Source organism: Natronococcus jeotgali DSM 18795 (assembly GCF_000337695.1).
Taxonomy (GTDB): domain Archaea; phylum Halobacteriota; class Halobacteria; order Halobacteriales; family Natrialbaceae; genus Natronococcus; species Natronococcus jeotgali.
The window spans coordinates 26,362-38,807 of the sequence record NZ_AOIA01000167.1; the positions used below are offsets into that span (position 1 = coordinate 26,362).

The 12,446-nt window shown below is 69.1% G+C and carries 15 protein-coding genes; 9 read left to right on the top strand and 6 right to left on the bottom strand.

Going from position 1 to position 12,446, the window contains the following annotated elements; all coding sequences use genetic code 11:
- Window positions 1–9: 9 nt before the first annotated feature.
- Window positions 10–645, bottom strand: a complete 636-nt coding sequence (gene deoC, locus C492_RS21355; RefSeq protein WP_008427488.1) for a deoxyribose-phosphate aldolase — start codon at window positions 643–645, stop codon at window positions 10–12.
- A gap of 70 nt (window positions 646–715) precedes the next feature.
- Between deoC and C492_RS21360 the strand changes: the two genes are divergently transcribed.
- From C492_RS21360 to C492_RS21385, 6 genes are all read left to right on the top strand, one after another.
- Window positions 716–1,696, top strand: a complete 981-nt coding sequence (locus C492_RS21360) for a ribose 1,5-bisphosphate isomerase (RefSeq protein WP_008427489.1) — start codon at window positions 716–718, stop codon at window positions 1,694–1,696.
- A gap of 66 nt (window positions 1,697–1,762) precedes the next feature.
- Window positions 1,763–2,578 (top strand): DUF63 family protein, encoded by an 816-nt coding sequence (locus C492_RS21365; protein ID WP_008427490.1) that lies wholly within the window; start codon window positions 1,763–1,765, stop codon window positions 2,576–2,578.
- A 37-nt stretch (window positions 2,579–2,615) separates the two neighbouring features.
- Window positions 2,616–3,512, top strand: coding sequence for a carbohydrate kinase family protein (locus C492_RS21370; protein WP_008427491.1), 897 nt, complete (start codon window positions 2,616–2,618; stop codon window positions 3,510–3,512).
- A 185-nt stretch (window positions 3,513–3,697) separates the two neighbouring features.
- Window positions 3,698–3,994: a HalOD1 output domain-containing protein gene (locus tag C492_RS21375; protein ID WP_008427492.1), complete on the top strand. Its 297-nt coding sequence runs from the start codon at window positions 3,698–3,700 to the stop codon at window positions 3,992–3,994.
- 108 nt (window positions 3,995–4,102) lie between these two features.
- Window positions 4,103–4,831, top strand: a complete 729-nt coding sequence (locus C492_RS21380; protein ID WP_008427493.1) for a nucleoside phosphorylase — start codon at window positions 4,103–4,105, stop codon at window positions 4,829–4,831.
- 111 nt (window positions 4,832–4,942) lie between these two features.
- A complete protein-coding gene (locus tag C492_RS21385) occupies window positions 4,943–5,524 on the top strand; it encodes an amphi-Trp domain-containing protein (protein ID WP_049893242.1) in 582 nt (193 codons plus the stop codon).
- 43 nt (window positions 5,525–5,567) lie between these two features.
- Here the strand turns inward: C492_RS21385 and C492_RS21390 are convergent, their stop codons facing one another.
- Window positions 5,568–6,293 (bottom strand): DUF547 domain-containing protein, encoded by a 726-nt coding sequence (locus tag C492_RS21390; RefSeq protein WP_008427495.1) that lies wholly within the window; start codon window positions 6,291–6,293, stop codon window positions 5,568–5,570.
- A 115-nt stretch (window positions 6,294–6,408) separates the two neighbouring features.
- Here C492_RS21390 and C492_RS21395 point away from each other — a divergent pair, with 115 nt between their 5' ends.
- Window positions 6,409–7,425, top strand: a complete 1,017-nt coding sequence (locus C492_RS21395) for an AI-2E family transporter (protein ID WP_008427499.1) — start codon at window positions 6,409–6,411, stop codon at window positions 7,423–7,425.
- A 56-nt stretch (window positions 7,426–7,481) separates the two neighbouring features.
- Here the strand turns inward: C492_RS21395 and C492_RS21400 are convergent, their stop codons facing one another.
- Window positions 7,482–8,531 carry an SDR family oxidoreductase gene (locus C492_RS21400; RefSeq protein ID WP_049893233.1) on the bottom strand — a complete coding sequence of 350 codons (1,050 nt, stop codon included), beginning with the start codon at window positions 8,529–8,531 and terminating at the stop codon, window positions 7,482–7,484.
- A 128-nt stretch (window positions 8,532–8,659) separates the two neighbouring features.
- Between C492_RS21400 and C492_RS21405 the strand changes: the two genes are divergently transcribed.
- Both C492_RS21405 and C492_RS21410 read left to right on the top strand, forming a co-directional pair.
- A complete protein-coding gene (locus C492_RS21405) occupies window positions 8,660–9,913 on the top strand; it encodes a tRNA (N(6)-L-threonylcarbamoyladenosine(37)-C(2))-methylthiotransferase (RefSeq protein ID WP_008427506.1) in 1,254 nt (417 codons plus the stop codon).
- A 44-nt stretch (window positions 9,914–9,957) separates the two neighbouring features.
- Window positions 9,958–10,194 carry a glutathione S-transferase N-terminal domain-containing protein gene (locus C492_RS21410; RefSeq protein WP_008427508.1) on the top strand — a complete coding sequence of 79 codons (237 nt, stop codon included), beginning with the start codon at window positions 9,958–9,960 and terminating at the stop codon, window positions 10,192–10,194.
- A gap of 23 nt (window positions 10,195–10,217) precedes the next feature.
- Here the strand turns inward: C492_RS21410 and C492_RS21415 are convergent, their stop codons facing one another.
- From C492_RS21415 to C492_RS21425, 3 genes are all read right to left on the bottom strand, one after another.
- Window positions 10,218–10,628 carry a cupin domain-containing protein gene (locus tag C492_RS21415; RefSeq protein WP_008427514.1) on the bottom strand — a complete coding sequence of 137 codons (411 nt, stop codon included), beginning with the start codon at window positions 10,626–10,628 and terminating at the stop codon, window positions 10,218–10,220.
- A 102-nt stretch (window positions 10,629–10,730) separates the two neighbouring features.
- Window positions 10,731–11,597, bottom strand: coding sequence for a mechanosensitive ion channel family protein (locus C492_RS21420; RefSeq protein WP_008427517.1), 867 nt, complete (start codon window positions 11,595–11,597; stop codon window positions 10,731–10,733).
- Between the two features lie 76 nt (window positions 11,598–11,673).
- A complete protein-coding gene (locus C492_RS21425) occupies window positions 11,674–12,210 on the bottom strand; it encodes an HIT family protein (protein WP_049893234.1) in 537 nt (178 codons plus the stop codon).
- Window positions 12,211–12,446 lie beyond the last annotated feature (236 nt).

Below are 12,446 nucleotides of genomic sequence, written 5' to 3' on the forward strand. Positions count from 1 at the left end.
CGAACGCGGCTACTCCGGCGCCCCCTCGAGGATCTCGACGCCGCTCGAGGCGCCGATGCGCTCGGCGCCGGCCTCGAGCATCGCCATCGCCTCCTCGTAGCTGCCGACGCCGCCGCTGGCTTTGACCGGGAGGGACTCGCTCATGAGCTCGACGTCCGCGACGGTGGCGCCCCCGTCGGCAAAGCCCGTCGAGGTCTTGACCATCGCCGCGTCGGCCTCGCGGGCGGCCTCGCAGGCGCTGCGTTTCTGCTCGTCGGTCAGCAGCGCCGTCTCGACGATCACCTTCACCGGGATCGGCACCGCCGCGACGAGTTCGGCGAGCTCGTCCGCGACGGCCTCGAGCTGGCCCGCCTCGAGACGGCCGACGTTGATGACGACGTCGAGCTCGTCGGCGCCGGCCTTCCAGGCGAGAACCCCCTCGCGGCGTTTCACGTCGGGGTCGTTCTGGCCGTGGGGGAACCCGATCACGGTCGCGAGGGTGACCTCGGGCGCGTAGTCGGCGGCGTGACCGACGGCGTAGGGCGGGATGCAGGCGTTCATGCCGTAGTCGGCGGCGTCGTCGAGGACGGCCTCGACGTCGTCGATCGTCGTCTCGGGGCCGAGGACGGTGTGGTCGATCAGCGGGGCGAGTTCGTCGCGATCCATACCGGACCGACTCGCCGAACGGTCAAAAATCCGTCCGATCCCTTATTTGGGTCCGGGGGCTACTCCCCCCATGGTCGAGGACCAGCCCGACGTCGCGGCCGTCGTCGAGGCGACGGCCGACGACATCGCGACGATGGAGATCCGTGGCGCGGCGGCGATCGGCGACGCCGCGGCAGAGGCGCTCGCTACCCAGGCCGAGCGCTCGGAGGCGGCGACCCCCGCGGCGTTTCGCGACCAGTTGCGCGCCGCGGCCAGGGAACTGTACGAGACCCGGCCGACGGCGGTGAGCCTGCCCAACGCGCTCCGGTACGTCCTCCGAGGGATCGAGGGCGAGACCGTCGCGGAGCTCCGGGAGTCGACGATCGCCAGCGCCGAGACGTTTCGGACCGACCTCGAGCAGGCCCAGGAACGGCTCGGCGAGGTCGGCGCGAACCGCCTGCGGGACGGCGACGTGGTGATGACCCACTGCCACTCGACGGACGCGCTGGCCTGCGTGGAGGCGGCCCTGGACGCGGGCAAGCACGTCGAGGCGATCGTCAAGGAGACCCGGCCCCGAAAGCAGGGTCACATCACGGCCGAGCAGCTCCGGGAGTGGGACGTGCCCGTGACCCTGATCGTCGACAACGCGGCGCGGCGCTACCTGGACGACGCCGACCACGTGCTGGTCGGCGCCGACAGTATCGCGGCCGACGGGAGCGTCATCAACAAGATCGGGACCAGCGGGCTGGCGGTCAACGCCCGCGAACGGGGCGTCCCGGTGATGGTCGCCGCCCAGACGATCAAGCTCCACCCCGACACGATGACGGGCCACACCGTCGAGATCGAGATGCGCGACGAGTCGGAGGTGCTCTCGGAGACGAAGTACGCCGACATCGCCGGCGGCGACCGGACCGACGACGGCCTCGCCGTCGAGAACCCCGCGTTCGACGTCACACCGCCGCGTCACGTCGACGCGATCGTCACCGAGCGCGGCCAGTTCCCGCCCGAGAGCATCGTCACGCTCATGCGGGAGCTGTTCGGCGAGACGACCGGCGAGCCCTGGGAGGTCTGACGGCGGCGCCGCCCTCGAGCGCACCGGATCGGAAACGGTTAGTCGCTGCTGTGTGCCAACTCGGATATGGTGCTTCCCGAGGGGTTCGCGCTCCCGCCCTGGCAGCTGCTCGTCCCGCTGGCGCTGGCGGCCGTCGGCGTCGGCGCGGCGCTGCGGTCGCTGGACCCTCGCGTGACCGATCGGACGGTGCTCGCCTTTGCCCCCTGGATGGTGTTCGGCTCGAGCCTGCACGTCCTCCACCGCCTCGGGGCCTATCCCACGGACGTCGCCGTGCTCTTCGGCACGCCCGGCGTCTACGTCGTGACCGGGATCGTCGCCGGCGCCGTCTGGATCGGGGGGATCGCCCTCGAGCGAACCGGGCTCGGGATCCCGAGCGAAGCCCCCGTCGCCCTCCTCGGCGCCGTCGGGTTCGTCGGCGCCGTGGCCGCCGCCGTCGCCGTTCAGGGCGGGTTCGGCGACGTCTTCTGGCCGCTGCTGTCGGTGGTTCTGGCGGCGCTCGTGACCGCCGGCGCCTGGGCCCTCCTCGAGCGTCGGTACGCGGAGGTCGCCGCCGTCACCGGCGCGACGGGCGCGCTGGTCGTCTTCGGTCACGCCCTCGACGGAACCTCGACGGCGGTCGGCTACGACGTCCTCGGCGCCAGCGAGGAGGTCCCCCTCTCGACGGCGATCCTCGAGGTCGGACGGGCACTGCCGACCGCGGAGTACGTCGGCGGGGGGTGGCTGTTCGTCCTCGTGAAGGTCGCGCTGGCGCTGGTCATCGTCGGCCTGTTCCAGGAGTACATCGAGGACGCGCCCCGACAGGGTCGAACGCTGCTGGCGCTGCTCGCCGCAATCGGGCTCGGCCCCGGCGCGCACAACGTAGTGCTCTTTCTCGTTACCTAGATTTTTTGCCCCCGACGCCCTCTGTTGAACGTCTGCTATGGTTACGGTCCTCACTGCGGGACACGTCAACTGGGACGTGACACTGCGAATCGATCGGTTCCCGGTCGCCGACGGCGAGGCGTCGATCCGTTCCCAGCGCCAGTCCGGCGGCGGCAGCGCCGCCAACGTCGCCGCGACGCTCGCCGGACTCGAGGTCGGCGTCGGCCTCATCGGGAGCGTCGGCGACGACGACAACGGACTGCTGGCCCGCCGCGAACTCGAGGAGACCGGCGTCTCGATCGATGGCGTACGGATCATCGAGGACGCCGAGACGGCGGTGAAGTACCTGCTGGTCGAGGACGGCGGGGAGGTCGCCGTGCTGGGCAACGACGGCGTCAACGAGGCCGTCGAGCCGGCCGACCTCGAACCCGAGCGGATCCGGGCGGCGAGTCACGTCCACCTGACGAGCCAGCGCCCCGACACCGCCGCCGAGATCGCGACGATCGCCAGCGAGGCCGGCGTCACCGTCAGCTTCGATCCGGGACGGCGGCTGGGCGATCGGGACTACGGCGACGCGCTCGCGCTCGCGGACGTGCTCTTTCTCAACGACCGCGAGGCCGAGGCGATGCTCGAAGCGGAGTACAGCACCTCGCCCGTCGACGACCGCCTCGTCGTCGTCAAACACGGCGCCGACGGCGCCCTCCTCCACGCGCCCGACGGCGATCACGTTCACCCCGGGTTCGAGGTCGAAACGGTCGATACCGCCGGCGCCGGCGACGCCTTCGCGGCCGGGTTCATCGCGACGCTGCTCGAGGGCGAGCGCGACGGCGACCTCGACCTCGATCGGGCCCTCGAGTACGCCAACGCCTGCGGCGCGCTGACGGCCGGGCGCGAGGGCGCTCGCAACGTTCCGTCGGCGGCCGAAGTTACGGCGTTTCTCAGGGAGCGTCACTGACGGGATGATTTATGATACCGGGTATGATAGAACCCAGATAGGTGTCTGACTCACGAATGACGGTCGACTGACGAACGGACGACGTCCACGTGCGGCGGTTCTCACGGGCTGTTTCCCAGCGGTACCTATTTGTCGAGCGCCGTTGGCCAGGCGTCTAGGGAGTCACGGCGACGTGACTGAGAGACATGAACGAACGAACGACAAACACCCCCTCTGGATGCGAGTTCGGTCAGCGCATCCAGTACGACCGAGACGACAACGAACCGCCGAGTATCGCCGTCGCGACGGCGCTCGCGACGTACCACGGCGAGGACGTCACCGACTCCAGCATTCGGCTGTACGATTACATCGATCCCGAAGCGCTCGACTCGCTGTTCGTTCGCACCTACGAGGGTGCCGAGCGATCGAACGGGAAAGTCGTCTTCGACGTCGGCGAGGCGACGGTCACCGTGCGCCGAGACCGCGTCGAGGTAACCGGGTAACGACCGATCGGCCGCTCGAGGGTCAACAGGGAGATCCGGGGGTGATCTCGACGGCCGCGCGGAGTCGGCCTCGAACCTTTTTTCTCGTCGCCCGCGGAACGCGGGCCTATGGCAACGCAACCGCACCTGCTGGTCGAGGAGGGAGACCTGACGGACGTCGCGCTCATCCCGGGCGATCCGGGGCGGGTTGATCGGATCGCCGATCACTGCGACGAGGCCGAGACCGTCGCCGAGAACCGCGAGTACAAGATCGTCAACGCCACCTACGGCGACCGCGAGCTGACGATCTGCTCGACGGGGATCGGCTGTCCCTCCGCGGCGATCGCCGTCGAGGAACTGGCCAACGTCGGCGTCGAGACGTTCATTCGCGTCGGCACGACCGGCGCGCTCCAGTCCGACATCGAGATCGGCGATATGATCGTCGCGACCGGGGCCGCGAAAAACGAGGGGACCTCGAAGCGCTACGAGGACGCCGAGTACCCCGCCGTCCCCGATTACGACGTGCTCTCCTCGCTGGTCGAGTCGGCCGAAGCGAACGGCGAAGACGTTCACGTCGGCCCGATCGTCTCCGACGACGCCTACTACGCCGAGACCGACGACCACGTCGCCGACTGGGAGGACGCGGGCCTGCTCTGCGTCGAGATGGAGGCCGCCGCGGTCTTCACGCTGGCCCGTCGGCGCGGGCTCGGCGCGGGCGCGATCTGTACCGTCGACGGCAACCTCGTCGAGGGCACCCAGAAGGGGACCGACACCGAGGACGACGAGCTCCCCGAGAAGGCGAAGAACAACGTGGGGCGAGCGATCGACATCGCGCTCGAGGCGACGACGGAGCTGTAGCCGGTACCGATCGCGGCCGTGTTCGTCGCCCGAGATCGACTCTTCGGCTCCGGCGACCGAACCGACGACCGCCGGCGAAAACGCTACTCCGACGGGCGTCGTACGGACCGTATGGCAGACACGTCGTTCGAACTCGAGCGCGCCTACGACCGAAGGGATCTGGCCGCCGTCTTCCGCGAGTTCGCGGACGCCCTCGAGGCCGAGACCGCGGTCGAACTGCACACGCCGGAACGACACCTCCGCGTCGACGTCCCCCCGCGAGTCGTCGCCGCGCTCGAGGTCGAACGCGAGGGCGCGGTAACGGAACTCGAGTTCGACCTCGAGTGGGACGACCCCGAGGGGACCAGCGTTCGCGTCTCGGACGCCGAACCGGAGGGCGACCCGGAGACCGACGACGCCGGAACGGAGGCCGATCCGGCAGCGGCGACGATGCCACCCGAGGCGGTCGCCGGGGACGCGGCCGACGGGGAGCGTACGGACCCGACGACGCCGGAGTCCGAGCGCCGGAGTCGCTTCGAGATCTACCGGGACCGAGCCGACGAGTGGCGCTGGCGGCTGGTCCACTGGAACGGGAACATCATCGCCGACGGCGGCGAGGGGTACGCCTCCCGGTCGAACGCCGAACGGGCGGTCCGGGGCGTCGTGCGGAACGCGCCGACCGCGCGGATCGAACACCGGGACGAGGGCGCGTAGGGGCGGTCCCGCGTCCCCCGAGCCGGAGCCGAAGGCGCGGCGATCAGTCGTCGACGACGTCCTCGATCTCGAGGCGGTCGCGACGGGCGGGGCGTTCGTACTCGAGCGAGGGCGACGCGCCCTCCGGGATCGCGTCGTACTTCCGCAGGAAGGCGAGAACGCCCCGCCCGCCGCCGAAGTCGCCGCGGTACCGACGGAAGAGCCGCGGCACGGTCGCGCGGTCGTCCTCGGGGTCGTAGCCGACGGTTTCCTCGAGGTACCAGCGGATCGCGATGTCGAGATCCTCGTCGACGTCGACCCCCGAGTAGACGGCGATCGGCGGACAGCGGTCGCCGCCGCGGCTCAGCGCGAAGTGGATCCGAGGATCGCACTCCGCGAGCCGAAATCGGCGCTCGAACCGCGACGGGAACGGCCGCGGCACGTACCCGAGGCCCCAGGGGTGTTTCGACCGCCGGAGCATGCCGTGCTGGATATCGTTGAGACTCAGCCAGACGCCGCCCACGGGGATCCGGTCCCGGGCGAAGAACCGCCAGCGGTCGACGGGTCCGCCCTCGAGGAGCTCGGGCGACTCCTCGAGGAGCAACTGGGCGTAGGCGTTGTAACAGTTGAGCCAGAACGCGAGCCGTCGCTCGCGACTCGAGAGCGCCCGCTCGAGCCGGGATCGCTCGAGGGTCGCCAGACGCGTTCGCAACCTCTCGGGATCTCCCTCGGTCTTGACCGTGTAGAGAAGATCGGCGGATAGCGAGAGGGGATCGAGCTGGGTCGACATCCGGGTGTGGCTTGGCGAAGCAGCTTCTTGAAGCCGTGTTGTGACTGGCTACGACACTCCGTCATCGGAATATGTCGGGTTCGGATTTATCGTTCCGACGAGTGATACACGAACCGTGAATCGTAGCAAGGGGTATCTCCTCGTTCTCGTCACGTTGTTCGCGTACCTCAGCTGGCAGCTCATCGCGCCGTTTCTCCAGTACGTGCTCCTGGCGGTGTTGCTCGGGTTCGTCCTCTTTCCGCTCCAGGAGCGCCTCGAGAAGCGGGTCTCGCCGACGATCGCCGCGTTCTCGCTGATCCTGCTGGCGATCGTGGGCTTTATCGTCCCGTTCGCCCTCGTCGTCGCGGTGGCTGCCGGGGACGCGACGGCGATCGTCCAGAACGCCGACCAGGAGTCGCTGCAGCTCTCCGCGGTCGAGGGCTGGATCGCGGATCAGACGGGGATGAACGTCGATCTCGCCTCGCGGCTCTCGGACGCCGCACAGCAGGTCGGATCGGTCGCCCTCGAGCAGGCGACGACGTGGTTCGGCACGGTCACCCACGCGCTGGTCGGGTTCGGACTGGCGCTGTTCCTGCTGTACTACTTTCTCCGGGACGGAACGAAGCTGCTGGCCTGGGTTCGGAGCGTGACGCCGCTGCCGGCCGACGTGCAGGACGACCTCTACCGCGAGCTCGACGAGGTCATGTGGGCGGTGCTGGCTGGCCACGTGCTGATCGCGATCATCCAGGGCACGATCGCCGGAATCGGACTGTTCGCGGTCGGCATCCCGAACGCCGCCTTCTGGACGTTCATCATGATCGTGCTCGGGCTGATCCCGCTGATCGGGTCGTTTCTGGTCTGGGGGCCCGCCGTCGGCTACCTCCTCGTGACCGGCGAGCCGATCCTGGCCGTGGCGCTGCTGGTCTACAGTACGGTCATCGTCGGCGTCTCCGACGACTACCTTCGGCCCGTCGTCGTCGACCGCTACGCCGAGATCAGCCCCGCCGTGATCCTGATCGGGGTCCTCGGCGGCGTCTACGCGTTCGGCGTCATGGGTCTCTTTTTCGGCCCGGTCGTCGTCGGCGCGTTCATCGCCGTCGTCGAGGTCGTCGACGACAACTACGAGCGACTCGAGGAGTCGGACCCGACGTAGGCGACGGACACCTCGGTCGGAGCCCGAACGGCGTCGGCCAGCCCGCGTCGAACGCGCTACCGGTCCCCGCCCCGAAGGACTCTGTACCCCGCGTACGCGAGCCCGACGAGCCCGACCCCGAGCGTCGCCGTTCCGGGCGTGCGTCCGCGCTGTCGCAGCCTGGTGTAGAGACTCGACTCCGCGACGTACCCCTCGTAGTCGCCGCGTTCCTCGCGGTCGCCGACGGCTTCCTCGAGCCCGCTCTCGGCGTCCAGTCGCCGCGGCTCGTCCGTGCGCTGCTGGGGGCCGAAGACGGCCTTCATCAGTGTATCCATCAGCTTCGGCGCGTACGTTCCGAGCAGCGTGAACCCCTTCCCACCCCCGCCGACGGTGACTTCCCGCTGGGGGTGTTCCGCGGCGTGGAGGATCGCCCGCGCGACCGCGTCGGGTGCGTACACCGGCGCCGGTACCGTCGCCGCCTCGTCCATGTAGTTCTCGGCGTGTTGCGGATAGGGCATGTCGATCGCGGCCGGCTTGACGAGGGTGACGTTCACGGCCCTGTCCGCGTCCTCGAGTTCCATCCGCAGGGCGTCGGTGAAGGCCTTGACCGCGTGTTTCGACGCCGAGTAGCTGCCCTGGAGGACGATCGACCGATCGGAGACGATGCTGCCGACGTTGACGATCGTCCCGCCCGCTTCGAGGACCTCGAGGGCCTCGAGCGAGCCGTACAGCAGTCCCCAGACGTTCGTGTCGAACTGCTCGCGCATCCGTTCGACGGGAATCTCCTCGAGACGGCCGTAGATCGAGACCGCCGCGCCGTTGATCCAGGTGTCGACGCCGCCGTACGTTTCCTCGGCGACGCGGGCGATCCCGCGGACGTCCTCGCGGTCGCTCACGTCGGCGACGACGTACGTCGCGTCGCCGCCCTCGCTCTCGATTTCAGCGACGGCCTCGCGAAGGGCGTCCTCGCTGCGAGCCGCCAGGACGACCCGCGCGCCCCGATCCGCGGCCATCCGCGCGGTCGTCAGCCCGATCCCCGAGGACGCGCCCGTGATCACGACGACCTGCTCTGCGAGCGGTTTCGGCCCGGTCTCGGTCTCTCCTCCGCCAGTGAGTCGTCGAAGCATCGGTATCGTCCCGACGGGAACGACGGGTTTGCGCTCGAGGCCTGTATGCGCGTGCACCTCGAGGACGGCGGGAGCGGCCCCGATCCGTCGGGCTTTTGGCTCGCGGGACCCGAACGGTGGTAACGACGATGGCCCGGTATCACATCGAGACGTACGGCTGCACGTCGAATCGCGGCGAGAGCCGCGAGATCGAGCGACGGCTCCGCGACGCGGGCCACCACCGGGTCGACGGCCCCGACGAGGCCGACGTCGCCATCCTGAACACCTGCACCGTCGTCGAGAAGACCGAGCGCAACATGCTCCGGCGGGCCGAGGAACTCTCCGCGGAGACGGCCGACCTCTACATCACGGGCTGTATGGCCCTGGCCCAGGGCGAGGAGTTCGCCGCGGCCGACGTCGACGGGCGGGTGCTCCACTGGGACGAGGTACCCGAGGCGGTGACGAACGGCGAATGTCCGACGACGACGCCCGACGCCGAGCCGATCCTCGACGGCGTCGTCGGCATCCTCCCGATCGCGCGGGGGTGTATGTCCGACTGCTCCTATTGTATCACCAAGCGCGCGACGGGCAAGATCGACTCGCCGCCGATCGAGGAGAACGTCCGCAAGGCCGAGGCCCTGCTCCACGCCGGCGCGAAGGAGCTCCGCATCACGGGCCAGGACACCGGCGTCTACGGCTGGGACGAGGGCGAGCGCAAGCTCCACCGCCTGCTCGAGGAGATCTGTGCCATCGACGGCGAGTTTCGGGTGCGGGTGGGGATGGCCAACCCGAAGGGCGTCCACGGCATCCGCGAGGAACTCGCCGAGGTCTTCGCCGAGAACGACGAACTGTACGACTTCCTGCACGCGCCGGTGCAGTCCGGCTCGGACGACGTGCTCGGCGATATGCGCCGCCAGCACCAGGTCTCGGAGTATCTCGAGGTGATCGAGACCTTCGACGAGGCGCTGGAGTACTGGACGCTCTCGACGGACTTCATCGTCGGCTTTCCGACCGAGACTGACCGCGACCACGCCCAGTCGATGGCGCTGCTCCGCGAGACCCGCCCGGAGAAGGTCAACGTCACCCGCTTCTCGAAGCGGCCGGGCACCGACGCCGCCGAGATGAAGGGACTGGGCGGAACGATCAAGAAGGAGCGCTCGAAGGAGATGAGCGCGGCCAAACGCGAGATCGTCGGCGAGGCCCACGCGTCGATGGTCGGCGAGGTCCGCGAGGACTGTCTCGTCGTCGAAGAGGGCACCGCCGACTCAGTGAAGTGTCGGGACTCCGCCTACCGCCAGGTCATCGTGCAAAATGCCAGCGACCACGGCATAGAGCCCGGCGACTTCGTCGACCTCGAGGTCACGGCCCACGAGACGATGTACGCCTTCGGCGAGCCCGTCTGATCCGCCACCGACGCTTTTCCCGCCTCCGTTCGTACCCGCAGACGATGCTCGAACTCTACCGGCTCGAGGGCTGTCCGTACTGCGAGACGGTCGCCGACCGCCTCGAGGAACTCGATATCGACTACGAGAGCGTCTGGGTCGAGGCGTTACACTCCGATCGGGACGAGGTAAAGCGGGTCTCGGGCCAGCGCGGCGTTCCCGTGGTCGTCGACGAGCGCTACGGCGTGACGATGGCCGAGTCCGAACGCATCCTGGAGTTCCTCGAGTCGACGTACGCGTGATTCGCCGCTCGAGGCGGCGCCCGTTACTCGCCCTCGCCGTCGAACTCGCCGGGCTCCCGCCCGGGATCCTCGACGTTCGGCGCGCCGACCGCGAGGACGATCCCCTCCCCGTCGCCGACGTTGCGGTGGCCGTGGCCGACCTCGGGTCTCGCCAGCCAGAACGCGCCGGCCTCGATCTCGCGGCGCTCGGTCTCGCCCGCACGACCGAGGGTTAGCTCGAACTCCCCCTCGAGGGCGAAGTACAGCTCCTCCTGCTCGGCGTGGGCGTGGTACCGGATCTCCTCGCCGGGTTCGAAGTACCAGAGCTTGAGCTGGACGTGCTCGCTCGGGAGGAAGTCGTCGATCGCCCGCATCTGCAGGTCCGAGGGCACCTCGTCGATCTCCGAGAGGTCGGTCAGCGGGACGTCGTCGGTGTGAACCACCTCGTACTCCATAGCGTGCCCGTTCGGGACGGGGAGGGGAAAAGCGTCCGGTCGACCGGTCCGGCTTGCTGGTTCTCCGGTACACGAGCCCGACGGGCGGACCGATGCGCTCGGTTACGGCTCGGGGTCGGCCGGAGCCGCCCTCGAGACGACGCCGATCTCGCCCGCGATCTCCTGGGGGCCCGTCCGTCCGAGATCGACGCCGGCGTCCTCGAGGCGGTCGACGACCTCGCGGGCGTACTCCGAGCGGACGCGGCCGTAGGTCACGCGGTCCGGGTCGCCGATCCACAGCGAGGCGACGACCTCGACGGTCTCGTCGAGTTCCGTGATCCGAACGGTCGGCTCGGGCCGCTCGAGGACGTCCGGGTGATCCGCCGCGGCGTCCGCGAGGATCCGCGCGACGGCGTCGAGGTCGTCGTCGTAGTCGACCCGCACCGGAACCGTCAGGCGGAGCCGACCGTTGAGAACGATGTTCGTCACCGCGTTCGCGGTCAGCTCGGAGTTCGGCACCGCGATCACCTCGTCGTCGAAGGTGCGGACCCGGGTCGATCGGAACCGGATGTCCCTGATGACGCCTTCCCGGTCGTTCCAGCGGATCCAGTCGCCGATGTTGAACGTGGGATCGGTGACGATGAAGACGCCGCTGACCAGGTTCCCGACTACGTCCTGGGCCGCGAAGCCGAGCGCGACGGTCGCGCCGGCGACGAGGATCGCCATCCGATCGAGGAGGAACTCGAGGCCGGCAACCCAGAGCCCGACCGCGACCGCGACCGCGATCACGCCGGCGGCGGCGAGTCGATCGATCCCCTCCTGGAGGGTGCGCTCTGTCCCCCGGTAGTCGAGCGCGACCCCGAGCAGCGGCAGTCCGCCGAACCGCCCGCCGGCGTACACCAGCGCGAACGTCACCAGGAAGGTCCCGAAGTTGTCGAGCAGCGAGAGGTACGCGCCGAACAGTTCGTCGAGCGAGGTCAACCCCGGCACGGGGACGGGTTCGGTCCCATCCCCGACAAGCGTTCGGCCGGCACTCGCGGCGACGGGACCTCGAGTGCGAGCCGTTTTACTCGACGACGACGGCGCCGCCGTCCTCGGGGACCGCGGTCCCATCCTGGTCGGCGAAGGCCTCGCGGACGCGGTCGTAGGTGTCCTCGAGGGCCTCGACGATCACGGAGGTGTCGCCGATGACGGGCATGAAGTTGGTGTCGCCCTCCCAGCGCGGGACGACGTGGGTGTGGAGGTGGTCGTCGATCGATCCGCCCGCGCCGTCGCCCAGGTTGAGCCCGGCGTTGAACCCGTCGGGCTCGAGGGCCGTCTCGAGGGCGTCGAAGGTGCGCCGTTTCAGCCGGGCGTGATCGAGCAACTGTTCGTCGTCGAGGTCGCCGTACTCGCCGGTGTGCGCGTCGGGGATGACCATCGCGTGACCGGGGTTGTACGGGTAGTTGTTCAGCAGGACGAACGCGCGCTCGCTGCGCGCGACGACCAGGTTCTCCCGGTCGGCGTCGTCCTCGGCGAACGCACAGAACACGCAGCCGTCGTCGGGACGCTCCTCGTCGCGTCTGACCCACTCGATCCGCCACGGCGCGAACACTTGTCTCATACCGCAGTCCACTCGGGGGATCCCTATAGGCGGATCGGACGACGACGAGTGCCGTTCGAGCGTCGAACCACGGCCTCGCGGTTGTATGACGATCCCAGTTCCCGATAGCCGTTCGGACGAGTACCGTATCGACGAGCGCCGCCGGGCGATTTCTGCGGCCCGTTCGGATACGTTCTCTGTATCAAACACATCAGCTTACTTTTCGAAACGATGCGGAGGTTTAAGATGTGCTGCGA